Raw genomic sequence first — 26571 nt, 5'->3', positions numbered from 1 at the left:
TCATAACCGCCCGGGTAGCGACGGCGATCCTAGTCACAACCCGGATAGCACAACGCGCAAACCGCGCATCCAACAGAGCGAGACAAGCAACGATGCAGCAACGCGACAAGCTTTTCATCAATGGCAAGTGGGTGGCGCCGCAGGGCAGGGGCGTCATTGAAGTGATTCATTCGGCCACCGAAGAGGTGATGGGGACGATCCCTGAAGGCAGTGCTGCCGATGCCGAAGCCGCCGTAGCCGCCGCCCGTGCAGCGTTTGATGGTTGGGCCGCTACGCCCGTGGCCAAGCGCGCCGAGTACATCCAGAAGATCGCCGATGGCCTCAAGGCCCGAAGTGAAGAACTGGCGCAGCTGATTGCCGGTGAAGTCGGCATGCCGATCAAGCTGGCGCGCGCCATCCAGGTGGGCGGCCCGGTGTTCAACTGGGGCAACGTCGCCAAGTTGCTCGGCAAATTTGAATTTGAAGAGCAGGTCGCCAACTCGCTGGTGGTGCGCGAGCCGGTGGGTGTGGTGGGCGCTATCACGCCGTGGAATTACCCGCTCAACCAGATCACGCTGAAGGTTGCGCCCGCACTGGCTGCCGGCTGCACGGTGGTGCTCAAGCCGTCGGAAGTGGCGCCGCTCAACGCGTTTGTGCTGGCGGAAGTCATTGAAGAGGCCGGCCTGCCGCCGGGCGTGTTCAACCTCGTCACCGGTTACGGCCCGGTGGTGGGCGAGGTGCTGGCGAGCCACCCGGACGTCGACATGGTGTCGTTCACGGGCTCGACGCGCGCGGGCAAGCGTGTGGCCGAGCTGGCAGCACAAACGGTCAAGCGCGTGGCGCTCGAACTGGGCGGCAAGTCCGCCTCGGTGATCCTGGATGACGCGGACCTGTCAGCGGCGGTCAAGGGCACGTTGTCGGCGTGTTTCCTGAACTCGGGGCAGACCTGCTCTGCGCACACGCGCATGCTGGTGCCGCGTGCCAAGTACGAAGAGGTGAAGGCGCTGGCCGCGCAGTTTGCTGCTGCCTATGTGCCGGGCGACCCAGCGCAGGAGACCACGCGCCTGGGCCCGCTGATCTCCGCCGTGCAGCGCGACCGCGTGCTGGGCTACATCCGCAAGGGCCTGGAAGAGGGCGCCGACCTGATCACCGGCGGGCCGGAAGCACCGGAAGGGCTGTCGACCGGATTCTTCGTCAAGCCCACGGTACTGGGTAACGTCAAGACCACCGATACCGTGGCGCGCGAAGAAATCTTCGGCCCCGTGCTCACCGTGATCTGCTACGACAACGAGGATGACGCCATCCGCATCGCCAACGACAGCATCTACGGCCTGGGCGGCGGCGTGTGGTCGGGGGATGAGGCGCGGGCGATTCGCGTGGCGCGGCGCATCCGCACCGGGCAGGTCGACATCAACGGCGGGCCGTTCAACATGCAGGCGCCGTTTGGCGGCTACAAGCAGTCCGGCAACGGGCGCGAGAACGGCAAGTATGGGCTGGAGGAGTTCCTGGAATACAAGGCGCTGCAGCTCAAGCCCGCGCAGACGGCCTGATCGGTTGGCTGCGTCAACAAGAAACCCGGCTTCGGCCGGGTTTTCCTTTGGCGCTTACTTGCGGCTACCGTCGGGGTTGTAGCCCTGGGCTGTGCCTTCGGCCAGGATGCGCGTCCAGACCACGTTGCGCTCCTCGTCGGTCATGAACACCCAGTTGCTGACTTCCAGCTGGGTGCGCCCACAGCCCTGGCAGACCTCATCGAAGAGGGTCGAGCAGATGCCGACGCACGGGCTGTCGGGGCGGCCGAGCAGGGTGCTTTCGGGCGCACTGGAAAGGTCATCGGGCATGGCAGGGGCAGTTGAATCAGCAGGGCCGCCATTCTACCGGGATGGCGGATTCCGGTTTCTAGGTGCGCGTTCGCTGGCTGACATGATCGGCCGCGGCGGACAATGCCAGCGCTGAGTTCACCAGCGCGATATGCGAGAACGCCTGCGGAAAATTGCCCACCAACCGACGCACGCGCGGGTCGTACTCTTCCGACAGCAAGCCCACGTCATTGCGCAGCGCCAGCAGCTTCACGAACAACGCGCGCGCTTCTTCATCGCGGCTCTGGAGGACGAGGTTGTCGACGTACCAGAAGCTGCAGGCGAGGAAGACGCCTTCGCCTTCCGGCAGCCCGTCCGCCACGGCCTCGGTGCGATAACGGCGCACGAGACCATCGACGAGCAGATCCTCCTCGATGGCGCGCACGGTGGCCTGGATGCGCGTGTCCGCTGCGGGCAGGAAGCCCACCAGCGGCAGCATCAGCAAGGCGGCGTCCACCTCTTCACCGCCGTAGCTCTGCACGAAACAGCCGCGGCGTGGGTGGATGCCACGCGTGCAGACTTCAGCATGAATGCGGTCGCGAACGGCACGCCAGCGCTCAAGTGGGCCTTCCACGCCAAATTGCTCGATGCTTCTGACAGCGCGGTCGAAAGCCACCCAGGCCATCACCTTGGAGTGGGTGAAGTGCCGGGATGGGCCGCGCACCTCCCAGATGCCTTCGTCGGGGAGCTGCCAGATGTCTTCCAGATGCGTCATCAATGCGAGCTGCAAGCGCCATGAAGCGTCGTCGCCCGCCAGGCCGCCTTTGCGGGCGAGGTAGAGCGCGTCCATCAGTTCACCGTAGACATCGAGCTGGAGTTGCAGGGCGGCGGCGTTGCCAATGCGCACGGGCTGAGCGCCTTCATAGCCGGGTAGCCAGGGCACGGTCCATTCGCCCAGGCGGCGCTCACCGGCAATGCCGTACATGATCTGCACCTGTGCGGGGCTGCCGGCGATGGCGCGTTCGAGCCAGGCGCGCCAGGCGCTTGCCTCGTCGTAGTAGCCGGCGTTCATGAGGGCGAGCAGCGTGAGGGTGGCGTCGCGCAGCCAGCAGTAGCGGTAGTCCCAGTTGCGTACGCCGCCGAGTTGTTCGGGCAACGACGTGGTGGGCGCGGCGACCACACCGCCGGTGCGGTGATACGTCAGCGCCTTGAGCGTAATGAGCGAGCGCTCGACGGCCTCTGTCCATTCACCGGCGCCGTGGCACCGACTCGACCACGCGCGCCAGCGCGCCTCGATGTCGAACTGGGCTTCCAGCGCGTCGATGGAGGCCGGCAGCGGCAGGTGCGATGGTGAATGCGTCAGCACGAAGGGCATGGCCTCGCCCTCGGCCACCGTGAATTCGGCCACGGTGGAGAGGTTCTCGCCACGGAGCAGGGCCGGCGTGCGCAGCGTCACCATGTCAGGGCCGGCAATGGCACGCAGTACGCAGTCGGGGGTGTCGCATGCGCTGTCGGCAGGGGCACCGGTGGTTTCGACCACGCGGCTGACCCACGGCACGGAGGCGCCGTAGTCGAAGCGCAACGTCAGGTCCATACGCATGGCAACCGCGCCCGAAATGCCCCGCACGATGCGCACGAGATCCGACGTATCGTTGCGCGCGCTGGGTGTACCCGGCAGGCGTACAGGCATCAGGTCGGTCAGGCTGATGGTGCCGGTGTCGGTCTCGAACATGGTCTCCAGCACAAGCGTGCCGGGCAGGTAACGGCGGCGGATCGAATGCGTGCCACCCTGCGGCGCGATCTGCCAGCGGCCATGATCAGGTGTGCCCAGCAACGCGGCAAAACAGGCGCCTGAATCAAACCGGGGCCAGCACAGCCAATCGATAGACCCGTCGCACGAAACCAGCGCCGCGGTTTCGCAATCACCGATCAGGGCGTAATCTTCGATTTTCGAGGGCATTGCACTCCACTCCAACAATCGATAAGGCAGCGACCATGCACGAGAGTACCCGCGTCATTCTTGAGTACAACGCCGGGCGAGACCCGGAGCGCCTCACGCGCAAGCTGGCTGCCATCGCCGCCGATCCGTTCTCGTTCTTTCGCGGCACCAACAATCTGTATGCGGCGTCGATGATCGATGCGCCGCTCATGCACGAAGCTCCCCGCACGCTGGTCTGTGGTGATCTGCACCTGGAGAACTTCGGCAGCTTCAAGGGTGAGAACGGCCTGGTCTACTTCGACATGAACGATTTCGACGAGGCACTCACCGCACCGTTTACGGTCGACCTTGTGCGCGTACTGTCCAGCCTGCAAGTGGCTGCGCACAGCTGGAAGCTGGCCGACGAAGACGCAAACAACCTCTGCCGGCGGTTTCTCGATACCTATGCGGCTGCGCTGGTCGACGGCAAACCACGCTGGGTCGAGCGTGCCACCGCCACCGGCATCGTGCGTACTCTGCTGCGCGGCCTGCGCAGGCGCAACCGTGCGGCCTACATTGCCGAGCGCACGGAACGCAACGGCAACCAGATCACCCTGCGCATCGATGGGCGCCGCACATTACATGCCAGCAAGGATGAGGCCCGCCGCGCGCGCCGCATTCTCCAGGCGTATGCCGAGCAGGGCAACGGACACGGCCAGCGCTTTGTTGCCGTAGATGTCGCGCGTCGCATTGCCGGCACGGGCAGCCTGGGGCTGGAGCGCTATTCGGTGCTGGCCCGCCCAGAGAACGACCCCGACACCCTGCGTCTGATCGACATCAAGCTCTCCGTACCGAGCGTCTGGGCAGACACGCTGGGCGACGCGTGCAGCGTGGCGCCGTGGCATAGCGAGGCAGGGCGTGTGGTCGGCATCCAGCGGATCTCACAGGCGATTTCGCCGGCATTGCTGCGTGGCGTCGTTTACGGGGCCAAGGGTGAAAAGCCGAAGTCTTACGTGGTCAAAAGCCTGCAGCCGACGGCCGACCGCGTGGAGCTGGGCTCCGGTAAGCACGTTGTCGCCAACCTGGACGATGCGCTGCAGACCATGGCCCACGTGGCTGCCTGGTGCCATCTGCGCAGTTGTGGCCGCCTCGGCACCGATCTGGTTGAGACGGTGCAGGACTACGCTTCCGGCACGGCATGGCGCAAATCAGCGCTGAAGCTGGCCACGCATGGGCGCAAGGTGTCGCTCAAGCAATGGGCCGAGTTTGCAGAGGACTACCAGCAGGCGCGCAAGGGCAAGGCAGGCTAAAGCCTTGAGCCAGGGGCGGTGTCAGGTGATGCATTGGGCATGCCGGCCTCAAGTTCCCGCCGTGGGCGACCGATAGTGCCAAGGTAGCCGGCCGCCCGGCGCGATCGTCGCGCCTGCGTGAGAAGCCGTGCACGTCACTCCTTGCCACCCTCCAGCGCCCATGTCTGCCCGATTGACCATCCGCACCCGTCTGGTGCTTACGGTTTCCATTCTGTTTTTGCTGGCCCTGCTGATTGGTGTGGCCGGGCTGCTTGGCCTGCGTGACGCCAATCGTGCACATGAACAGACCTTCACCAACCAGTTTCCGTCTGCGCTGGCCCTGGGCGAATCCGACCTGAGCCTCACGCGCGCCCGCACTGCGCTCGATAAGGCGATGCTGTATCCGGAAGACAAGGGCGCGATGCAGTTGCTCGACCGTACCGAAGAGCTGATCGCCCGCTCGGACGAGGCGTGGAAAAAATACCTGGCCCTGCCGCGCGACGATGAAGAGGAGCGCCTGGCCAAGGATGTCGCCACCAAGCGTGAGGCCGCATCGGGCACGCTGCGCGACATCATCAAGGCACTGCGCGCCGGTGACCGCGCCACGGCCGACAAGATCATGGATAAGGGCGTCTCCAAGGCCTTCCGCGATTCCAATGACACCAGCCTGGCACTGAGCAAGAAGCAGCTCGCCTTCTCCAAGGCCAACTACGATGAATCGCGCGATGCCTACGCGCGTTTCCGCATGATCGTGATTGCGGCCATCGTCTTTGCATTGCTGGTGGCGCTGGTGTGCGCATGGTCGCTGCTGCGCGCCATTGTCGGGCCGCTGAACGCGACGCTGGCGCAATTCGACCGCATTGCCGCGGGTGATCTGACACAGCCCGTGCATGTCGACCGTGGGGACGAGATGGGCCGCCTGCTCGAAGGTCTGGCCCGCATGCAGGGTGCATTGACCGACACCGTGCGCCGCGTGCGCACCGGCTCCGAATCCATTGGCGCAGCCACCAAGCAGATTGCTGCCGGCAATGCCGACCTGTCTCAACGCACGGAAGAGCAGGCCAGCTCGCTGGAAGAAACCGCATCCAGCATGGAAGAGATGACCTCCATCGTGCGCCAGAACGGCGACAACGCCCGTCAGGCCAGCCAACTGGCCGACAGCGCCTCCCATGTAGCCAGCCAGGGCGGCGCGGTGGTGACTGACGTGGTGGCGACCATGCGCGAGATCAACGCATCGTCGCGTACGGTGTCCGAGATCATCGGCGTGATTGACGGCATTGCCTTCCAGACCAACATCCTGGCGCTGAACGCCGCCGTGGAAGCCGCCCGCGCCGGTGAGCAGGGTCGTGGTTTTGCCGTGGTTGCGGGCGAGGTGCGCAACCTCGCGCAGCGCAGCGCCGCAGCGGCCAAGGAAATCAAGGAGATGATCGAGGCCTCGCTGTCCAAGGTGGAGACGGGCAGTGCGCTGGCCGAGCGTGCCGGCACCACGATGGAAGATATCGTCGCCTCCATCCGCCGCGTGACCGACATCATGGGCGAGATTGCCGCTGCCTCCAATGAGCAAAGCTCGGGCATCGAACAGGTCAACAAGGCCGTCACGCTGATGGACGAAGCCACGCAGCAGAACGCCGCGCTGGTGGAGCAGGCGGCCGCGGCGGCCGAGTCGCTGGAAGAACAGGCACAGGTGCTGAACGCTGCCATTGCGGCGTTCCGATTGGCCTGACCCGATCCATACCGGATTTGATACAAGCGATCGATTTGATCGGCATGTGTGGCAATGACTTGCCTTGAGCGCCGTTTCGGTTGATATAACCGGAACGCACATCCAAGGATCAAGGAATCACACCATGCCGTTCATCATTGCCGCGTTTGCGCTGGTTGGCCTGCTTATCTATGGCGCGGTCCGGCTGTATGTAACGGTTGCTTCGGCGTACGGTGCCATCGCGGGCGGCGCGGCGGTGTTGATTGCGGCAGCCCTCATCGCCGGAGCTGTCGTCAGCGTTGTCCGCCGCTATCGCGCGGTGCATGGCGTCAACGTGAAAGGGCAGCGGGTTGTGTCCCTGAGCGGGAGCTGGGGGCAGATTGCTGTTGATGCCGAACAAAAGCGCGGGTCATTGCGCCTGCATGACCAGGACGCGCGCTTCCTCTTTGCCGACATTGCCGGCGCCGACGCGGTTGAGCGCGGCGGCGCGTGGTCTCTGGCGCTGCGCCTGAAGCATCAGGCGCAGGCGGATTGGCCGATTCCGATGCGCAATCGCCAGGAGGCGAAGCGCTGGGCCAAGATCATGGCCCTGGCGGCCTCGCAGGAGCTTTGAGCGCTGCGGTTATTCCGTCGTGCTCGGGTTCCAGAACGCCTGGGCGATGTGCGGCTGGGCTTGCAGCACAGTGACGATGCGGTCCAGCTCGACGGCATTGACGGCGGTGGACATCAGCATGGCTTCGATTTCCACATGGTCTTCGCCAAAGGGCTCGACCGACAGGTCGCTGACGGGGTAGCTGGCTTCTTCCAGCAGGCGCTCCAGGTCGGCCAAGGCTTCTTTCTGGCGCTCGCGCGCCGTGATCACGCACATGGTGTACGTGACTTCAGCGGATTGGTTGTTCAGCGGCGTGCGGTTGATGCGGTTCACCACGGGCCGCAGCAGAATGTTCGAGGCCAGCACAAACAGCGAAATCAAGATCGCCTGACCGATCAGGTCGGAGCCGGCGGCTGCACCCACGGCAGCCGAGCCCCACAACGTAGCGGCCGTGTTCAGCCCGCGCACGTTCAACCCTTCCTTCATGATGGTGCCGGCGCCCAGGAAACCGACGCCGGACACCACGTAGGCGATCACGCGGGTGGTGTCCGATGGGGTACCGATCTGCGCGGCCATGTCGACGAAGGCCGCCGCCGCCACTGCCACCAGCGCGTTGGTGCGCAAACCGGCCGTCCGCTGCCTGACCTGTCGCTCGAAACCGATCAGTGAGCCGAGCGCAAAGGCAGCGGTAAGGCTGATGAACGAATCCACCAGCGTAGTGACATTGAGGTTGGCGAGGGATTGCAGCACCATCGGCGGCTCCTTGTTTTAGACCGGAGTCTTGGTAAAAGCGCCGATGGTTATAACACGGCGCCATGACACGCCGTGCAAACCGGGTAGGCCTGACGGCTACTTATAGTCCCACTGCATCTGCTCGGGAATCGGCACGGCGTCCGACGTGTCGAGGCAGCGGTCGAGGTAGGCGAGCAGGGAGCGCGGCTGGAAGCCGGTCTCCTGCACCAGTCGCGTGTTGTCGAACACGTAGCTCATGCTGGCGAACTTGGCATACAGGTGGATGCAGCGCGCGACCAGTCGCACATTGCCGTCACCCGTCATGCTCAGGAATTTACGCGCCAATGCTTTCTCGGCGATTTTTTCCTGATACACGTACCCGGCCAACGCCTGGGCGTCTTCTTCCGGGGTCTTGCAGCGCTTGAAGCGCGGGTACAGCGTTTCGATGCGCTCGGAGTTCGTATCGCCGGCGCTGATGTGGTACAGGTCGTGCGCCAGCGTGGGCTTGGTCGCCAGCCGGACGATGGCCTCGGCGCAGTCGTCCACTGGCAGGATGTCGACACGGTCCGACAACTGACAGCTGAAGGTCTCCAGCAGGGCCACCATGCGCAGCATCCAGAAAATGCTGCCCGAGGGCTCGCAGCCCAGCGTGCTGTGACCAACCACGATGGACGGCCGCACCACGACCAGCGGCAGCTCGGGCACGGCTTCGCGCAGCTTCAGCTCGGCCATCCCCTTGGAATACGTGTAGGGCACGGCGTGCTGCTCGATCGGCGGCACTTCCCAGCTTTCGTGGACATGGTGGTTGGCCAGTTGGCCGCACGACATGGCCGTGCCGATCTGCAGGAAGCGCTTGAGGCGCGAGCCCTGCGCAGCCAGTTTGCCCAACGCCAGCACGCCGCCCACATTGGTATCCCACAGCGACGGATGGTTCGAAAACGTTGCCAGCGCCGCGCAGTTGATGATGACTTCCGGGTCGCCCAGCTTGGCCTCGCCGGCGTTGCGCAGGTCGAACGGCACGATCTGCGATTCGGTGATGCCGTCCAGCACGGCTTGCGGCAACTGGAACCGGCGCAGGTTGCTGCGCAGGCGCGCGAGCCCGTCCGCGGGCGTGTCACCGCGCACGGCAAAGCGCGTATCGGCCAGCAAACCTTTGGCAGACAGATCTGCGGCAATAGCGCCGCCCACAAAACCGGTCGCGCCGGTCAGCAGAATACTCATGCGAGAAAGCTCGAAATCTTTGAAGTGCGAAGCGAGCGACCAACCCGCCTGCCAATAACCGCATCGGTGCCGCATGTGCGGACACGGAATGCTGATGGTGCGCGCAAGTCCTGAGCGGGAACATCCGCAGGGCGCGCAAGGTGCGAGACTCGCCGCGCCGCATGACAGGTGTTGTGCGGTACGGTCAAAAGCCGCGCAGAATCAGCGATTTATAAGAATGTAACCTTTCAGGCGCCTTTCGGCACGCCCTTTTGTAGACCTTTCACGCTAGAAGTCAGACTTCAGGCATGCGGCACTGCGCAGCTGGACGTGGCATTGGCCGCAATTTCGCGCGCGGCCTTGGCCCCTTCCACCTGCAGGATGGTCGGCAGCGAAACGCCGTTCTTGGCGGCTGTCACCTCGGCCAGGATGGAGATGGCGATCTCCGGCGGCGTGCGGCTGCCGATGTAGATGCCTACCGGGCCGTGCAGGCGTGCCAGTTCCGCCTCGGTCAGGTCGAACTCCTTCAGGCGTTCGCGGCGGCTGGCGTTGTTGCGGCGGCTACCGAGCGCGCCCACGTAGAAGGCAGGCGTCTTGAGCGCCTCCATGAGCGCCAGGTCGTCGAGCTTGGGGTCGTGCGTGAGAGCGATGACGGCGCAGCGCTCATCCAGCTTCATGGCCATGACCGTGTCGTCGGGCATGGTGCGAACCATGGCGACACCCGGGATATCCCATTCCTCGCTGTACTCTTCGCGCGGGTCGCACACGGTCACCTGGTAGTCCAGGCCCACGGCGATCTGGCATAGATAACGCGAGAGCTGCCCGGCGCCGATGACGAGCATCCGATAGCGTGGCCCGTGAATGGTGACGAGGCGTTCTTCATCAAACTGCAGGCCATCGGTGACGGTGGCGTGCTGCAGTTGTGTCGCGCCCGTGGACATGTCGAGCGTGCGGGCGACAAGCTGACCGGCTTCCACGGCGTGCAGCAGGGCATCCAGGCCGCTGGCGGCGTTGAGCGGCTCCAGCACAAGCTGGAGCGTGCCGCCGCAGGGCAGGCCGAAGCGGTGGGCCTCTTCGGCGCTGATGCCGTATTTGACGGCCTCGGGCTTGACCTGCTGCAGGCCTTCGCGGCGCACACGGTCGATCAGGTCGTCTTCAATGCAGCCGCCCGATACCGAGCCGACGACGACACCATCGTCGCGCAGCGCGAGCATGGCGCCTTCGGGCCTGGGCGATGAGCCCCAGGTTTTCACAACGGTGACGAGCAGCACACGCCGCCCCTGTTCCAGCCAGCGCACGCTGGTTTTCAAGACTTCAAGATCGACGCTGTCCATGATGCGTTTCCTGCGCCTATGCGCGGTATTCGATGCGGGGGATGCCCGATTATGCCCCGTGGTGCAAAAACAGGTAGGCCGCCGCCACGGCCACTACGGCCACGATGATCCACGGCCACGGATTGCGAGGTTGCACGGCGGGGCTGATGACCGGTGCGTTTTGTGGCGCCCCGTGGGCCTGGAGTTCGCCGGCTGCCAGATCCGGGATGGCATGTTCGGCGGGCTGGTTGTCGAGCGCGGCCGCGTCATCGGAGGCGGGGCCGAATTCTGCCGCAAAACGCTGGAAGAATTCGTCGGCCAGTTTGCGCGCAGCGCCGTCAATCAAGCGTGAGCCGATCTGCGCGAGCTTGCCGCCTACCTGCGCGTTGGCGGTGTAGGAGAGCCGCGTGACCGTCGGCCCCTCGGGCAAGAGTTCCACTTGTGCATTGCCTTTGCCGAAACCCGCGGCGCCGCCCTGGCCGTCGAAATGCAGGGTGTAGCTGCGCGGCGGCGCGATATCGGTGAGTTCCATGCGCCCCTTGAAGCGCGCCTTGACGGGGCCGACGGCCGCTGTCATTGCGACCTCGTAGGCATGGTCGCCGGCCGCGGTGATGCTCTCGCAGCCCGGGATACAGCGCTGCAGCACGGCCGGATCGTTGAGTGCATCCCAGGCGGTCTGCAGCGGTACAGGCAAGAGATGGGTCTGGGCTAGTTCCATGGGGCGGTTGGGTGGGCTGGGGTAGGGGTGGGCCGAGAGTGATGGGGGCGTGGAAATGGGGCGCGGCGCGCATGCGCCAATTCCTGCTCCAGCGCCGCCAGGCTGTCGAAATGGTGCGCCGGCACCATCGCGTCGACGTGCGGCAGGATGGCCCGGACGCCGCGTGCCCGGGGCTCAAAGCCGGCAAAGCGCAACAATGGGTTGAGCCAGACGATGCGGTGGGCAAAGCGCGCCAGGCGGGCCATCTCGGTGTCGAGCAGGTCGATGTGCTCGTGGTCGAGCCCGTCGGTCACGAGCAGCACGGTGGCACGACCAGACAGTGTGCGGCGCGCCCAGCGGCGGTTGAACTCGGCCAGTGCTGTGCCGATGCGCGTGCCGCCGGACCAGTCCGGCACGAGCTGCGCGATGGCTTGCACGGCAATGTCCGGATCACGCTCGCGCAGATGCCGCGATACGTTCGTCAGCCGCGTGCCGAACAGAAAGGCCTGGATGCGCTCGCGCGATTGCAGCAGCGCGTGGCAGTAGTACAGCACCGCGCGCGAATAGCGGCTCATCGAGCCGGAGATATCGAGCAGCAGCACGAGCGGGGGTGTGCGGTCGACCGGCTGGCGGTACTTCCAGCCTGTCCAGTCGCCGCCGGCGCGCACGGCCTGGCGAGCGGTGGCGCGCAGGTCCGGATGGCGTCCGCGTGAGGCTGCTTTCAGCCGACGCGTGCGCTCCTGCGCCAAGTGCACGCGCCTGCGCCGGATCATGTGCTGCAGCGTGCGCCATTCCGCAGCGTTGAGCGTGTCGAAATCGCGCGTGCGCAGCGCTTCGTTTGCGGAAAACGCCATTGGCGCAATGATGTCGTGCCGCTCGCCGTCGGGCGTTGGGCCGGGCGGCAGATTGGTCGACGGCTGCGCGCGCAGCGCATCGGCCAGGCGGTTGCTGCGCGCGGGGGGAATGCCGCCCCGCACCTTGGGCAGCAGCAGGGCGCGCAGCTTGCCCTCCCAATCGGGGTCGCGCCAGAACACGTTGAATGCGGCATCGAACAGCGTGCGTTCGTCCGGGTGCGAGACCAGCAAGGCGGTCAGCGCGGCTTTGACGTCATCTCGGCGGCCAATGTCGATATGGCCCATGGCTTCGATGGCATCCACGGCGCGTGAGGGCGCAAGCGGCATGCCGGCGTTGCGCAACAGGCGCACGAAGTGCGTCACGTTGCGGGCGAGGATGGGCAACTGCGTCGGTAACGGCGTGGTCAACGTGTTCATGGCTACTCCGGCAACGCGGGTGCCGCCAGCAGTTGCTCGATGGTGGGTGCGTCCACGCGGGCTAGGTCGTCCTGGTACTTGAGCAGCACGCCCAGCGTGTCCTGCACGGATTGCGGATCCAGCTCCATCACGTTGAGTGCGGCCAGTGCGCGGCACCAGTCGATCGCCTCGGCAATGCCGGGGGCTTTGAACAGGTCGATGCCACGCAGGCGGTGCACGAAATCCACCGCGCGTTGCTGCAGATGGGCGGCGGCTTCAGGCGCGCGCTGCGCCACGATCTGCAGCTCACGCGCCTTGTCGGGGTACCCGATCCACTGATACAGGCAGCGTCGCTTGAGCGCGTCATGCACCTCGCGTGTGCGGTTGGAGGTCATGATGACCAGCGGAATCACCTGCGCACGCACGGTGCCAAATTCCGGGATCGACACTTGGAAATCCGACAGCAGCTCTAGCAGGAACGCTTCGAACGGTTCGTCGGCGCGGTCGATCTCGTCGATCAGGAGGACGCGTGGCGTATCCGGGTGGGCAGGGTCAGGCAGCAGCGCCTGCAGCAAAGGGCGCTTGAGGAGGAATTCATCACGGTAAAGCGTGTCGGCACGCGGTTTTTCACCCGCCGCTTCGGCCAGGCGCAACGCCATGATCTGCCGCGGGTAATCCCACTCGTAGAGGGCGCTGGCGGTGTCCAGCCCTTCGTAGCATTGCAGCCGCAGCAGCGACGTGCCGAGCAGCCCGGCCGCCGCCTTCGCCAGCTCGGTCTTGCCGACGCCGGGCTCGCCTTCCAGAAACAGCGGCCGCTGCATGCGCAGCGCAAGGAACAGGGCCGTGGCCAACTCACGGCTGGCAAAGTAGCCCTGGCCTTGCAGTTGCGCGATGCAGTCGTCGATGGAGTCGACCGGCATGCAGTTTCCTAGCAAATGCGCTTAGTGATGGTGCGCCAACGCCTGCTCAACCGCGCGCGCTGTCAGCACTGGAATCAGGTGCGCCCGATATTCCGGCGAGGCATGCAGGTCGCCCACCAGATCATCGGCCGACACCACCACCTTGCGCGCTGCCTCCGATGTGAAGCTGGCCCCGAGCGCCTGTTCCAGAGGCGTACAGCGGAATACGCACGGTGCCGCCCCCGTGATCGCCACACGCACGTTGTTGCCCTTGCGGCTGACAAACACGCCCACCAGCGCAAAGCGCGAGGCCGGGTTACGGAATTTCACGTACGCGGCCTGGTCCGGTACAGGGAATTGCACCTCGGTGATGAGCTCGTCTGCCGCCAGCGCCGTCTCGTACATGCCGAGGAAGAAATCGTCCGCCGCAATGTTGCGCCGCTCTGTGACGACGGTGGCATTCAGCCCCAGCACAGCGGCCGGATAGCACGCAGCCGGGTCGTTGTTGGCGAGCGACCCGCCCAGTGTGCCCATGGCGCGCACCTGCCTGTCGCCAATGCCGCCGGCCAGTTCCGCCAGCGCGGGCAGCATGCGGAGGATCTCGTCACTCTCGGCCACGTCGGCATGGCGTGTGGCCGCGCCCACGGTGATCACACCCGGCTGCGAGCGGATGCCCGTCATGCCGGGAATGCGCGTGACATCCACCAGCGTGGAGGGCTGTGCCAGCCGCAGCTTCATCGCCGCCAGCAGGCTCTGGCCGCCGCCGAGGTACTTGGCGTCTGCGTGCGTTTTCAGCGCGGTGACAGCGGTCTGGGCGTCCGTGGCTTTCTGGTACTCGAAGTCGTACATGGTGGGCTCCTCTACCTAGGCCTTGGCCGCTTGAATGGTTTGCCACACACGGTGCGGCGTGGCGGGCATCTGGATGTCCTTCACGCCCAGCGGTGCCAGCGCATCGACGATGGCGTTGATGAGTGCCGGCGGTGAGCCGATGGCGCCAGCTTCGCCGCAGCCCTTCACGCCCAGCGGGTTGTGCGTGCACGGCGTGCCCTTGGCGGTTTCCACCGTAAAGCTCGGCAGATCGTTGGCGCGCGCCATGGCGTAGTCCATGTACGAGCCCGTCAGCAACTGGCCGGTTTCGTCGTACACGCAGCGCTCCAGCAACGCCTGGCCTATGCCCTGGCCAAGCCCCCCATGCACCTGCCCCTCGACGATCATCGGGTTGATGATGTTGCCGAAGTCGTCCACCGCAACGAATCGATCGATATGCACCTCGCCGGTGTCGGGGTCGACTTCCACTTCGCAGATGTACGCGCCGGCAGGGTAGGTGAAGTTGGTCGGGTCGTAGAAGGCGTTTTCATCCAGCCCAGGTTCCAACTTGTCGAGCGGGTAGTTGTGCGGCACGTAGGCCGTGAGCGCGACTTCGCCGAAGGTCTTGGTGCGGTCCGTGCCGGCCACGCGGAAGACGCCGTCCTTGAACTCGATGTCCTCCGCCGAGGCTTCCAGCAGATGCGCCGCGATCTTCTTGGCCTTGGCCTCGATTTTGTCGAGCGCCTTCATGATGGCCGAGCCGCCCACGGCAATCGAGCGCGAACCATACGTGCCCATGCCGAAGGGGATGCGGCCGGTATCGCCGTGCACGATCTCGATGTTCTCGATCGGCACGCCCAGGCGATCGGCCACGACTTGCGCAAAGGTCGTTTCATGGCCCTGGCCGTGGCTGTGCGAGCCGGTGAATACCGTGACGGAGCCCGTCGGGTGCACGCGGATTTCGCCGGCTTCAAACAAGCCAGCCCGTGCCCCCAGCGCCCCAGCGATGTTCGATGGCGCAAGCCCGCACGCCTCGATGTAGCAGGAATAGCCCATGCCGCGCAGCCGGCCCTTGGCGCGTGAGGCGTCGCGGCGTTTTGCAAAACCCTTCACGTCGGCCAGTTCGATGGCGCGTTGCAGGAGGGGCTCGTAGTCGCCCGTGTCGTACGTCAGGCCAACGGGTGTGGCGTAGGGGAACGTGCGGATGAAGTTGCGGCGGCGCAGTTCTGCAGGATCGATTTGCAACTCGCGTGCAGCGGTTTCGACCAGCCGCTCGACCACATACGTGGCTTCCGGCCGCCCGGCGCCACGGTAGGCATCCACGGGCGCGGTATTCGTGAAGACCGCTTTGACTTCGGCGTAGATGGCTGGTGTTTTGTACTGCCCGGCAAGCAGCGTCGCGTACAGGATGGTCGGCACGCTGCTGGCAAACGTCGACAGGTACGCGCCCATGTTGGCCGTGGTGTGCACGCGCATGGCGAGGAAGTTGCCTTGCGCGTCGAGCGCCAGTTCGGCGTGCGTGACGTGGTCGCGGCCATGCGCGTCGGTCAGGAAGGATTCGGACCGCTCGGCCGTCCATTTGATCGGCCGGCCGACCTTTTTCGATGCCCACGTGAGCGCGACGTCTTCCGGGTAAAGAAAGATCTTCGAGCCGAACCCGCCGCCCACGTCCGGCGCAATCACCCGCACCTTGGCTTCAGTCAGGCCCAGCACGAACGCCGACATCAGCAGGCGTTCCACGTGCGGGTTCTGGTTGGCGACGTAGAGCGTGTAGCTGTCGTCCTGGCGCGAATGGCTGGCGTTGACGGCGCGCGGCTCAATCGCGTTCGGAATCAGCCGGTTGTTGACGATATCCAGCTGCGTCACATGCGTGGCCTTGGCGAAGGCGGCGTCGGTGGCGGCCTTGTCGCCGTGGCCCCAGGTGTAGCAGGTGTTGTCGGGCACGTCGTCGTGCACGGCGGAGCCGGCCGTTGGTGCGGTGGCGGTGTCCACCACGGCGGGCAGTTCGTCGTACTCCACGTCGATCATCTCGACGGCGTCCTTGGCGATCTTCACCGATTCGGCTACCACCAGCGCCACCTGGTCGCCCACGTGGCGCACCTTGCCTTGCGCGAGCACGGGGTGGGGCGGCTCCTTCATCGGCGTGCCGTCAATGCTGTGGATCAGCCAGCCGCACGGCAGGCCGTTGACCTTGTCGGCAGCCAGGTCGTCGCCCGTGAGTACGGCCAGGACACCCGGATGCTTACGCGCCGCATCCGCGTTGATGTGCTTGATGCGGGCATGCGCATACGGCGAGCGCAGGAATACGGCGTACGACTGGTGCGCTTGGACGACGTCGTCCGTGTACTGTCCGGCGCCTGTGAGGAAGCGGAAGTCTTCCTTGCGTTTGACGGATGCGCCGATCAGGTGGTTGTTGGGTTCTGCGGGAGCGTTCATGGTGGTCTCCTCGCTCATGTCAGGCAGCGTGGGCGCGCGCGGCGGCCAGGTTTTGCAGTGAGGCGTCGCTGCCCTCGGCCTCGGCCATGGCTTCGGCGCCCTTCATCACGGCGCGCACGATGTTGTGATACCCGGTGCAGCGGCATAGGTTGCCGTCGAGCTGCTCGCGCACCATGTGTTCATCCGGATGGGGGTGTTGCGCGACCAGCGCCGTGGCAGCCATCACCATGCCGGGGGTGCAGAAGCCGCATTGCAGGCCATGGCACTCGCGAAAGGCTTCCTGCATCGGGTGCAGCGCACCATCTTTTGACAGCCCTTCGATGGTCGTCACTTCGGCGCCGTCAGCCTGGACGGCCAGGATGTTGCACGATTTCACCGCGCGTCCGTTCATGTGCACCGTGCAGGCGCCGCACTGCGCGGTATCGCAGCCAACGTGCGTACCGGTCAGGCGCAGGTGCTCGCGCAACAATTGGACCAACAGGGTATGGGGTTCGACACTGACGGTGACAGGCGCACCGTTGACCGACAGCTTGAGGCTGATCGCCATGGAAGTCTCCTTGGGGGATGGGCGCCGGGTGCCACGCTGTGTGCCTTCCTTGCAGCGGAAATGCGTGCGTGGTCTCGATATCGGTGGTCGCGGCTCTACTCAGTAAAGCACAGGCAAATGAGAAGACAACCGCAGCGCGGTTGGGGGCAGCAGAGGTGAAAGGAGGATGCCGCGGCACGCAGCGGGTTGCGCAAAGCAGGCGCCGCAGAAATGACAAAGGGCCGGAATCCGGCCCTCGATTGGCACCAGGCGGTCATGACCTGGCGGGTGTGGCGGCGAGTGTAAAAACACGCGGCCGGCGCACGGTACTTCTGGTATTGCGATGACTACGCTACACAGCTAGCTTGGGCACACGCCCATCGACAATGCAGGCGGATTAGGCCTTGGCGGTGCGTTGCGTGCTGAACAGGTTCGCGATTGCCGAGAAGAACTGGGCGAAGGAGAACGCATGGCCCGACGGGCGGCGATAGTAGTAAATACCTTCCGACATTTCGCGCTCGATGAGTTCGCGTTCGAGTTGGTCGGTCAGCTTCAGGTCGTTCGTGTTTTGCATGATTGGCCTCTTAGGGATTTCCCGGTTAGGGAATACCCCTATGATAGACCAAATATTGCAATGCACCATACGTAAGCCTACGTATGCACCAGCCGGCGTTGTTTGGCTACCACGCTCACGTTGCGGTGCACCATCGTGGTGCTCGCGCCGCATGGGGCCTTTATTTGACCGGAATCGGCTGGCTGGCCGGGATCGGCACCGCCGTCACGCTGTTCTTGGGGCTGCCGGAAATGACCTTGTCCGAATAGGTCAGGTAGACCAGCACGTTGCGCTTGCGGTCGACCGTGCGCACCACGTGCAGCGTCTTGAAGATGAGCGACAAGCGCTGCGTGAACATGTCGTCCTGCTGCGGCAGCGGCTTGACGAAGGTGATGTCACCGACTTGGCGGCAAGCCACGGCGGCCTCGCTCACGTCTTCGGCCACGCCCAGCGTGCCCTTGATGCCACCCGTGCGGGCGCGCGATACGTAGCAGGTGACGCCTTGCACGAGCGGATCATCAAAGGCCTCGATGACGATCTTGTCCGAGCCGGTGATGCGGAAATTGGTGCTGACGCTGCCGATGTCTTCAGCACGGGAGCACGCCGTCGTGCACAGCGTGCCGACGGTCAGGAGAAGCGTCAGAACGCGGATGGGGGAGCGGGCAAAGGAGCGCATCGTCATATGGGTATTTAGAAGAAAGCGTCTTGAGGCAAGGTCAAAGCAGGGATTCCGGCGGCCACGGCGGCGTCGTTTCGTCAACGAAGGTGGGCCGGACGTCGGCATGCTGGCGGGAGTGCTCGATGCGGCGGTGCAGGGCGTCCATGAACACCTTCACCTTGGCCGGCATCAGACGGCGGCCGGGGAAGATGGCATACACGCGCATCGGCGGGGATTGGAAATCGGTCAACACCTCTTGCAGCGCACCCGAGGTGATCAGATCCGTGGCGAACACGGATGTGATGCGCGCAACACCCAGGCCGGCAATGGCCGCCTGCATGCGCAGTTCGCTATTGGAGGTGCGCATGCGGAAGTCCAGCGGCAAGTTCATGGTCTCGCCGCCGGGTGTGCGGAACTGCCATTCGGATTCGTTCGAGATACCGAGGCAGGGCCAATCGGCCAGTTGATCGGGGTGGGTAAGCGGCCCCAGGCGTTCCAGCAGTTGCGGGGCGACCACCACCGCGCGCCGCAGGTCGAACACGCGCTGGGCGACCAGGCCGGAATCGGGCAGCGGCCCACGCGGTACGGTCAGCATGATGTCGTAGCCCTGGGCAAGCGGGGCGATCTGGCGCGGGGCCACATCCACCTCGATGCGCAGGCCGGTGTGCTTGCGCATGACTTCCAGCACAACCTCGGCAAATTGTCTGGCGGCAAATTCATAGGGCATGGCAATGCGCAGGGTACCTGCCGGCGACTGGAACGTCGCCGCCGCATCTTCTGACACTTCGCGCAGCCGCTGGAACAATGGGCCGGCGTCGCGCAGCAGGGCCTCGCCGGCGTCGGTCAGGCGCAGGCGACGCGTACTACGCTCGAACAGGCGCGCGCCCAGTTTGCCTTCCAGTCGTGACACGGCTGTGCTGACCGATGACTTGGGCAGCCCCAGCCGGTCAGCCGCACGCGTGAAGCTGCCAAGGGTGGCCACGGTGCAAAACGTGTCCCAGTCGTTCCAGTCCGTCGTTCGCATAATTGAACAATGAATTTGTGGGATGGCGGTTTCCGCCGGTTTTCAGGCAAATTACCATCCCAGCATGAACACGCCAAGCACAGACCACATGGTTTCCCCCGCGCCCGCGCCACGCCCCCCGGTTGCCGAATCGACCGTCGGCAGCCGCATGGAATTGCGCATGGTGGGCATGGTGATCGGGCTGGCGACGGGCGTGGACTACATGTCCAACCTGATGTTTTCGATTGCGGGGCCGCATATCGAAGGCGGGGTGCTGGCCTCACAGGATGTTTACCTGTGGGCTGTGACGGCCTATGCAGCGGCGGCCAGCCTGGCGATTCTGGTGATGGGCCGGCTGGCCGATCACATGACGTACCGCAAGCACACGTTGCTGTCGCTGGGGGTGTTCATCGTCGGCACGCTGATGTGCGCGGCAGCCGAGGGCGGCACGATGCTGATCGTCGGCCGGGCCGTGCAGGGGTTTGGCGGCGGGCCGATGTTGTCTACCTCGCGCATCTTCGTGCAGCACAGCCCGGCGCATGAACGCCGCACGATGATGAAGGGGATGATCTACGGCATCTTCGGGTTGAGTTGCGTGTCGCCGATCCTGTCGGCCGCGCTGAACGAGCAGTTTGGCTGGCGCGCCACCTTTGTCGCGCAGTTGCTGGTGGCCGTGGTGGTGTGCGTTCTGGTGGCGGCGTTCTATCCGCACCCGAAAATGCAGGAGCGCAAGAGCGACTTCGCTTCGCTCGATTGGCCGTCCGCCATTGCGTTCGGGCTGGCTGCGCTGATTGCGCTGCACGGGTTTCAGCAGGCGCGCTTCGTGCACCCGGATGGCTCGCCTGCGCAGGTGGTGCCGATCATTGCCGTGGTGGCGCTCATCCTCTGGATCGGTATCCGCCAGACAGGCCACCCGCTGCCGTGGGTGGACCTGCGCGCCACGCTGCAACGCCGTTTCATGATGGGGATGGTCTTTTACGCCATCTATTACATGTTTGCCAGCGCGTGGAGTTTTCTCTCATCGAGCCTGTTGCAGAACGGCCTGGGCTTCCGTTATGAGACCACTGCGCAGCTCATCAGCCTGGGCGGGCTGGTGACGGTGGTGCTGGGCATCTTGAACTTTCAGTTGACCAACGTGCTGCCGCCCAAGCGGGTGCTGATCTCCATCGGCTTTGTGCTGATGGCGACGGCGCTGTTGTGGATGTCGCATGTGGCGATGCCGGGGGCCTCGGTGGCGGCAGTGGCACCGGCCTTCATGATCGAAGGCATGGTGGGGATGTTTGTGGTGATCCAGGTGGCGGGGCTGACGTATGTGGATCTGCCGGCCAAAGATTTCGGCCATGCCTATCAGTTCAAGGGGATCATGCGGGCCTGGGCGCAGGCCTTCGGCACGATGGGCGCCACGCTGCTGCTGCAGCGGGGGCAGGCGCAGCATCGGACGGATCTGGTGGGGCATGTGAGTGCGCTCACGCCGGCCTGGCAGTGGCCGCATCCGTTGCAGGGGGTTGAGTTGGTGCGGATTTCTGCTGAGATTGATCGGCAGGCGACGTTGCTGGCTGTGGGGGACCTATTTGCCTGGGGGGCGGTGGTTGCACTGGTGTGTGCTGGGGCGATTTGGTTGCAGCGGCATTTGCGCTGAGTTTGCGTTGCGGGTGCATCCCCTGTTTCATCCCCTGCCGGGGCTGACTCACTTTCTTTGTCTTGCCAAAGAAAGTAAGCAAAGAAAGGCGCGCCCGAGATGGCGACTTCCCCTTGAATTTATGTCGCAGGGAGGGGAAGGAGGCAAACTCGCTGCGCTCAGACAAGCCTCCTTCCTTTTTCCTCCCTGCAACAGAAATTCAAGGCGCCATCTAGGGCAGGGTACGGCCACACCGTCTGGGGGCATGTGCTGACGCTGGGTGTGCTTGGCTGGCTGGGGATCAATCCAGTTTTTGTTCTTGTGCGGTGGCTTGCGGCACCTTGCAGTTGAACGCGGGGGCTGCCTCTGCCAAATCCAGGTAGCCCATCAGGGTGGGCGCCAGCACTTTTAATACTTGCACCGTCAATGCGCTGGTGAACTTGTACTTGGCCGCATCCGCGCCAGCCACATAGGCGACGACCGTGCCGAAGTAGCGATCCCCCAGGTAGAAGACGAACGCGCCCGAACGGCTGACCACGCGTTCGGAGATGAGCCCGCCGCCGCGACTGAAGGTCTTGAAGCGGTTGTCGCCCGTGCCGGTTTTGCCGCCCACGGCGACGGGTTTGCCGTCTGCATCAACAAAGGTGCCGTCGATGCGCTTGGCGGTGCCGCCTTGTACGACGCCGGCCAACGCGGTTTTGACGATGGACGGAATCTCTGGCGGCAACACGCGCTCGCCAGCGCCAGGGTCGCGGCAGAGCAGCACTTCGTAGGGCGTGTTGGCGGCAAAGCGCAAGCGGTCGATGCGCACGCTGGGCAGGCGTATGCCGTCGTTCTCGATGATGCCCATCAGCTCCGCCAGTGCGGCCGGGCGATCTGCGGAGGCACCGATGGCTGTGCCGTACGACGGCACCAGCGATTCAAACGGATACCCAAGCCGCTTCCACATCGTGTGGATGGACTGGAAGGCCTCGATCTCCAGCAACTGCTTGATGCGCTTGTCCTGCGCGCCCTTGCGGTGGGATTGCAGCAGCCACTTGTAGACGGCCTGCCGCTCGGCTGCGCTGTCCTGGTTGACCTGCGCCAACGTGGCCTGCGGATGCTCACGCAAGTACGCCACCAGCCACAGCTCCAGCGGATGCAGCCGTGCGATGTAGCCGCGGTCCGCCAGGTCGAAGCGCTGGATCGCATAGTTGTTATAGAGCTTGGTGACTGTCGCCTCATCCAGCTTGGCGCCAGGCAGATAGGCGCGAATGAAGGCCGCCATTTTGTCCGGCCCGGCTTGCGGGTTGATGCTGCGGAAGATCGTTGCCAGCCGCACGGGGGTCGCATGCGTGCTCTGCACGAGCGTGTCTTCCTGCTCCTCAGCCGTCTTGCCCCGGTATTTCTTATAGAAGCGGCCCATGAAGAGCTTGCCTTCGCGGTCGGCAAAGCGTTGCAGGTAGATCTGCCGTTGGGGGGAATCCGTGTCCTCCAGTGCTTCTGCGCCGGCGCTGGGCAACTGGTGCTGAAAGTAGCGCGAGATGTCGCGCATGATCCGCACGAAGACGAGGTTGACGGAGTGCTTAAGCCCCTCGCGCACGGTGAATTGCTGATAGCTCTCCCATTTCTCGAAGTTCTCGAAGCTCTGCATGCCGCCGCCGGTGGTAAACCATTCACCGGCGTTGCCGGAGTACTTGCGCTCCATCGATGCTTCCAGCATGGCGTTCAGGGAGCGGTCCTGCGCGTGTGCGAGGTAGTCGACGGCCCAGCGCTCGATCGGGTTCTGCGGGGAGATGTTGAGCTTGCGCAGCGCGGCCGGCGGCTGGTCGACATAACGCTTGTGCAGCTCGGCCACGATCTCCAGATAGGTCACCAGCGTGCGCAGCTTGGCGGTGGAGCCCAGATCCAGTTTCACACCTTCGTTGATATCGAATGGCTGGTCGAAGGTATCGGCCTGCACCAGCACGCGGTTGCCACCGGGCGCGCGTTCGTAAAGCGTAAAGCTATAGGTGACGCCGCGCGGGTCGCCGTGTTCGAGCATCTTGTCGCCGACGAGGCCGGCGGCCTTGGCACGTGCCGGGTCTTGCAGCTTGCGCAGCTCGGTGGTGATCTCATGCTGCAGCGGCGCGTCGAGTGTGCTGCTGGCGGTCAGGTCCAGCCGGTCGAGTGCATACATGCGCGGCACGCCCAGCATGCCCGCCAGGTTGACGCGCACGGCGTTGGTGCCTTTGCGCTCGATGGGTGTGGCGGGTGGGTGCACGCGCTGGGCCTGCTGCTTGAGCGATTGCGCAAGTGCCGAATCACGCAAATCCGCCGGAACGACGCCTGCCGTGGCCAGGATGCGCAGGTAGGCATTCGTCAACGATTCGAGATCGTCGAGATTCTCCTGGTAGTACGACGGCCGCCGCTGCGACACCAGCAGGCTCAACGCCTCCTTGTACGCCAGCGCGCGGGCAGCTACCGGCGCGGTGGAATCTGCCGCCAGCAGTTTGTTGACCTCCGCAAAATCGCGCCCGTACCAGACCCACAGTGCATCGCCAATGCCCTGGATTTCGCCAAAGCCGGCGCGCGCGCCCAGCGGCACGGTGTTCAGGTAGGTGACGGCGAGCTGGTGGCGCGCGGCGGTGGTGTCTTCGCCATTCAGATAGGCGCGTACGGAGGCGGAAGCCATCTGCCGCAGTTTCTCGCTGGGGGAATCGGTGCGGCCTTCGGGTGAGTGACGGTATTTTTCGATTTGCGTGGCGAGTGTGCTGCCGCCGGGGGATTCGTGCTCCGAATCGGCCAAGCGAAGCGCGCGGTCCCACACGGCGCGCGCCAGGCGGGTCCATTCAACGGCGGGGTTGCGCTTGGGATAGTCGGTTTGGAGCAGGGTGCGGTTCTCGATCCCGAGTAGCGAGTTGACCAGCAGCGGCGGAACGGCGTCAAAGCGGTCGTAGATGCGTTCGGGGTGACGCACGCGGTAGATTGGTCGGCCGTCATCGTCGAGCAGTTCCAGGCCGGCCTGGTCTTTCTCACGGTAAGGCGCATTCAGGCCGCGCTCCATGAGTGAGAGCATGTCGTTTGACGGCACGGCTTGCTGGGCGACGATGTAGCCCCGCGTATGCAGGCGGTCGAGAAATGCAGGGAGCTGGTGGTAGCCCAGGCGCTCGTCGTATGGGCCGGAATTCGGGTAGCGCGCGGAAGCGTTGGGCCCCGGCTTGACGGGAAAGGTTTGCGCTTTGCCCAGGCGGGCGAGGTAGTCGGCCTGCCACGCCGATGTCCGCAATTCTTCGGCGACAAACCAGGCAGCTACCGCAAGCAGCAGGAGTGGCGCGGCAATCAGGGCCAACAACTTGAACGGGCGGCGTATTCTTTTCACTCGCTACGCTCCAATCGCAGGCAGACGGGCGCTTCACTTCAATCTAGCCCATGCGGCCGTCGTGTCCAGTCCACCGACATGCCTCCGCATGTGTAACTTTGCGCGCCCGTATTGCAAGGCTTACGTCGGCCGGTAGTGCGGAATCTTCTGCTCTTCGTACAGCCGGTAGGTCAGGTTCAGTATGGCCTGGATGTCTTCCGACTCATCCAGCAGACGCGTGCTGAAGATAATGGGCGAGACCAGCTGCGGGTCGTCCAGTTCCATATAACTGACATCTTCGCGCTGCAGGCCGGCCACGCTGCGCGGCACCACCGATACGCCTTCGCCCGCGGCAACCAGCCCGAGGGCGATTTGCAATTCCCGTGCCTCGTAGATACTGGCCGGCTCCAGCGCACGGTCGTGGAACAGCGCGAGCACCTGGTCGGCATAGCTCGGGCGCGGCGCACGGGGGTAGATGATGAGCGTATCGCCCACCAGGTCGCGCAGCGACGCCGCAGGCTTGGCGCCCAGCAACGGATGGCCCGAGGGCAGAGCAACCATCAGCCGCTCATCGCGCAGCAGGATGCGGCGCACGTTCGGGTCTTCATAGCGGATGCGGCCGAAGCCCACGTCGATGCGGCCGTCCTTGAGCGCCTGGATCTGGTCCATGGTGGTCATCTCGTGCATGGTCAGATCGACCATCGGGTACTCCACCCGAAACCGCCGGATGACCTTCGGCAGCATCCCGTACAGCGTCGAGGCAACAAAGCCGATCGACAGGCGCCGCTCGATCTGGCCGACGCGCTGCGTCATCGAGGCCAGTTCAGCCGTCTGCGCCAGCAACTGGCGCGCGTGCGCGTGGAAGAAGCGGCCAGCCTCGGTCAGCTTGAGCGGGCGGCTACCGCGCTCGAACAGCAGCACGCCGATTTCCTCTTCCAGTTGCTGAATCTGTCGCGAGAGCGGCGGCTGTGCGATATGCAGGCGCTCGGCCGCGCGGGTGAAGTTCAGTTCTTCAGCGACGGCCACGAAGTAGCGTAGGTGGCGCAGTTCCATATCCAACCTTATAGGTATGAAGCCGATACTAAATCGGTGTTGGACGCAATAAATCGCGCTGCGTAATCTGGTTTCCACGTTGAACGCAGTTCTTCTGATACCTGGAAAACATGATTCGCTCGATCGAGGCCATTCTAGTGGATGTGCCGACCATCCGTCCCCACAAGCTCTCCGTTGCCACCATGCACGTGCAGACGCTGGTCCTCGTGCACGTGTGCTGCGAAGACGGCATCGAAGGCTGGGGCGAGGCCACCACCATCGGCGGCCTCAACTACGGCGAAGAGAGCCCCGAGAGCATCAAGGTCAACATCGACACGCATATCGCGCCGCTGCTGATCGGCATGGATGCACGCAACGTGGCGGCTGCCATGGCAAAGGTGCGCAAGACCATCCAGGGCAACCGCTTTGCCAAGTGCGCGCTGGAAACGGCACTACTCGATGCCCAGGCGCGTCGGCTGGGCGTACCACTGTCGGAACTGCTGGGCGGCCGCCTGCGTGACGCGCTGCCGGTGGCTTGGACGCTAGCCAGCGGCGACACCAAGAAGGACATTGCCGAGGCAGAAACGATGCTGGCCGAGCGCCGCCACCGCATCTTCAAGCTGAAGATTGGCCTGCGCCCGGTGGCCGACGACGTGGCCCATGTGCTGGCGATCAAGCGCGCGCTGGGTGACGCCGTGAGTGTGCGTGTGGACGTCAACCAGGCCTGGAGCGAACTCGACGCCGCCAACGGCATCGCCGCGCTGCAAGCCGGCGGCATCGACCTGATCGAACAACCGGTCCGCGCTGAAAACCGCGCCGCGCTGGAACGCCTCGCCCGTCAGTTTGCTGTGCCGATGATGGCCGACGAAGCGCTGCACGGTCCGATGGACGCCTTCGAACTGGCGTGCAGCGCGAGCGCCGATGTCTTTGCCGTGAAGATCGCGCAGTCCGGCGGGCTAGTTCCGGCCATGCAGGTGGCGGCCATCGCGCAGCTCGCGGGCATCAGCCTCTACGGCGGAACGATGCTCGAAGGTGCGGTTGGCACGGCTGCCTCGGCACACGTGTTTTCCACCTTCAGCGATCTGCAGTTCGGCACCGAGCTGTTCGGCCCGTTGTTGCTCACGCAAGAACTGCTGACCGAGCCACTGCAGTACCGCGACTTCATGTTGCAGGTGCCGACCGGCCCCGGCCTGGGCATCCAGATTGACCGCGACAAGCTTGCTCGCTTGCGCAGGCAATAAAGAAAAAACCA

22 protein-coding genes are annotated in these 26571 nt (G+C 64.6%); 6 read left to right on the top strand and 16 right to left on the bottom strand.

The genetic code is table 11. The features are described 5' to 3' along the window. Positions 1-92: 92 nt before the first annotated feature. Positions 93-1529: an aldehyde dehydrogenase family protein gene (locus tag V6657_RS08750; protein ID WP_048932351.1), complete on the top strand. Its 1437-nt coding sequence runs from the start codon at positions 93-95 to the stop codon at positions 1527-1529. 54 nt (positions 1530-1583) lie between these two features. Here V6657_RS08750 and V6657_RS08745 read toward each other — a convergent pair whose 3' ends face one another. Continuing rightward, on the bottom strand, positions 1584-1817 hold the full coding sequence (locus V6657_RS08745) for a DUF1289 domain-containing protein (RefSeq protein ID WP_048932352.1): 234 nt from the start codon (positions 1815-1817) through the stop codon (positions 1584-1586). Positions 1818-1875: 58 nt separating this feature from the next. Then, on the bottom strand, positions 1876-3735 hold the full coding sequence (locus V6657_RS08740; protein ID WP_048932353.1) for a glycoside hydrolase family 15 protein: 1860 nt from the start codon (positions 3733-3735) through the stop codon (positions 1876-1878). A 35-nt stretch (positions 3736-3770) separates the two neighbouring features. Between V6657_RS08740 and V6657_RS08735 the strand changes: the two genes are divergently transcribed. From V6657_RS08735 to V6657_RS08725, 3 genes are all read left to right on the top strand, one after another. Further along, positions 3771-5003 carry a DUF2252 family protein gene (locus V6657_RS08735; RefSeq protein ID WP_048932354.1) on the top strand — a complete coding sequence of 411 codons (1233 nt, stop codon included), beginning with the start codon at positions 3771-3773 and terminating at the stop codon, positions 5001-5003. Between the two features lie 160 nt (positions 5004-5163). After that, the gene (locus V6657_RS08730) at positions 5164-6705 is read left to right on the top strand and encodes a methyl-accepting chemotaxis protein (protein ID WP_048932355.1); all 1542 of its coding nucleotides are present in this window, start codon (positions 5164-5166) and stop codon (positions 6703-6705) included. A gap of 64 nt (positions 6706-6769) precedes the next feature. Then, positions 6770-7297: a hypothetical protein gene (locus tag V6657_RS08725; protein WP_248694704.1), complete on the top strand. Its 528-nt coding sequence runs from the start codon at positions 6770-6772 to the stop codon at positions 7295-7297. A gap of 9 nt (positions 7298-7306) precedes the next feature. Here the strand turns inward: V6657_RS08725 and V6657_RS08720 are convergent, their stop codons facing one another. From V6657_RS08720 to V6657_RS08665, 12 genes are all read right to left on the bottom strand, one after another. Beyond that, a complete protein-coding gene (locus tag V6657_RS08720) occupies positions 7307-8029 on the bottom strand; it encodes an MgtC/SapB family protein (RefSeq protein WP_082170119.1) in 723 nt (240 codons plus the stop codon). 96 nt (positions 8030-8125) lie between these two features. After that, on the bottom strand, positions 8126-9229 hold the full coding sequence (locus tag V6657_RS08715) for an SDR family oxidoreductase (protein ID WP_048932357.1): 1104 nt from the start codon (positions 9227-9229) through the stop codon (positions 8126-8128). Positions 9230-9510: 281 nt separating this feature from the next. Further along, positions 9511-10542, bottom strand: coding sequence for an XdhC family protein (locus V6657_RS08710; RefSeq protein WP_048932358.1), 1032 nt, complete (start codon positions 10540-10542; stop codon positions 9511-9513). A gap of 49 nt (positions 10543-10591) precedes the next feature. Next, on the bottom strand, positions 10592-11239 hold the full coding sequence (locus V6657_RS08705; RefSeq protein ID WP_048932359.1) for a carbon monoxide dehydrogenase subunit G: 648 nt from the start codon (positions 11237-11239) through the stop codon (positions 10592-10594). Beyond that, the gene (locus V6657_RS08700; RefSeq protein ID WP_182570808.1) at positions 11230-12489 is read right to left on the bottom strand and encodes a VWA domain-containing protein; all 1260 of its coding nucleotides are present in this window, start codon (positions 12487-12489) and stop codon (positions 11230-11232) included. The genes V6657_RS08705 and V6657_RS08700 overlap by 10 nt, the downstream gene beginning before the upstream one ends. A gap of 2 nt (positions 12490-12491) precedes the next feature. Next, on the bottom strand, positions 12492-13388 hold the full coding sequence (locus V6657_RS08695) for a MoxR family ATPase (RefSeq protein WP_048932996.1): 897 nt from the start codon (positions 13386-13388) through the stop codon (positions 12492-12494). A gap of 21 nt (positions 13389-13409) precedes the next feature. Further along, positions 13410-14216, bottom strand: a complete 807-nt coding sequence (locus V6657_RS08690) for a xanthine dehydrogenase family protein subunit M (RefSeq protein WP_048932995.1) — start codon at positions 14214-14216, stop codon at positions 13410-13412. 15 nt (positions 14217-14231) lie between these two features. Further along, a complete protein-coding gene (locus V6657_RS08685; RefSeq protein WP_048933000.1) occupies positions 14232-16610 on the bottom strand; it encodes a xanthine dehydrogenase family protein molybdopterin-binding subunit in 2379 nt (792 codons plus the stop codon). 19 nt (positions 16611-16629) lie between these two features. Beyond that, on the bottom strand, positions 16630-17157 hold the full coding sequence (locus V6657_RS08680) for a (2Fe-2S)-binding protein (RefSeq protein WP_048932994.1): 528 nt from the start codon (positions 17155-17157) through the stop codon (positions 16630-16632). A gap of 376 nt (positions 17158-17533) precedes the next feature. Beyond that, a complete protein-coding gene (locus V6657_RS08675) occupies positions 17534-17710 on the bottom strand; it encodes a hypothetical protein (RefSeq protein ID WP_021194451.1) in 177 nt (58 codons plus the stop codon). Between the two features lie 160 nt (positions 17711-17870). Continuing rightward, positions 17871-18365 (bottom strand): CreA family protein, encoded by a 495-nt coding sequence (locus V6657_RS08670; RefSeq protein ID WP_048932999.1) that lies wholly within the window; start codon positions 18363-18365, stop codon positions 17871-17873. Between the two features lie 40 nt (positions 18366-18405). Further along, positions 18406-19371, bottom strand: a complete 966-nt coding sequence (locus V6657_RS08665; protein ID WP_048932993.1) for a LysR family transcriptional regulator — start codon at positions 19369-19371, stop codon at positions 18406-18408. A 64-nt stretch (positions 19372-19435) separates the two neighbouring features. Between V6657_RS08665 and V6657_RS08660 the strand changes: the two genes are divergently transcribed. After that, positions 19436-20989, top strand: coding sequence for an MFS transporter (locus V6657_RS08660; RefSeq protein WP_048932998.1), 1554 nt, complete (start codon positions 19436-19438; stop codon positions 20987-20989). A gap of 280 nt (positions 20990-21269) precedes the next feature. On the opposite strand, the gene V6657_RS08655 is transcribed toward V6657_RS08660, so the two are convergent. Both V6657_RS08655 and V6657_RS08650 read right to left on the bottom strand, forming a co-directional pair. Further along, positions 21270-24308 (bottom strand): transglycosylase domain-containing protein, encoded by a 3039-nt coding sequence (locus V6657_RS08655; RefSeq protein ID WP_048932992.1) that lies wholly within the window; start codon positions 24306-24308, stop codon positions 21270-21272. A gap of 120 nt (positions 24309-24428) precedes the next feature. Beyond that, positions 24429-25340 carry a LysR family transcriptional regulator gene (locus V6657_RS08650; RefSeq protein WP_048932991.1) on the bottom strand — a complete coding sequence of 304 codons (912 nt, stop codon included), beginning with the start codon at positions 25338-25340 and terminating at the stop codon, positions 24429-24431. A 110-nt stretch (positions 25341-25450) separates the two neighbouring features. On the opposite strand from V6657_RS08650, the gene V6657_RS08645 reads away from it, so the two are divergent. Then, positions 25451-26560, top strand: coding sequence for a muconate/chloromuconate family cycloisomerase (locus V6657_RS08645; RefSeq protein ID WP_048932990.1), 1110 nt, complete (start codon positions 25451-25453; stop codon positions 26558-26560). Positions 26561-26571 lie beyond the last annotated feature (11 nt).

Origin of the sequence: Ralstonia sp. RRA (assembly GCF_037023145.1) — a bacterium.
Taxonomy (GTDB): domain Bacteria; phylum Pseudomonadota; class Gammaproteobacteria; order Burkholderiales; family Burkholderiaceae; genus Ralstonia.
This window is presented reverse-complemented; position numbering and strand designations above follow the sequence as displayed.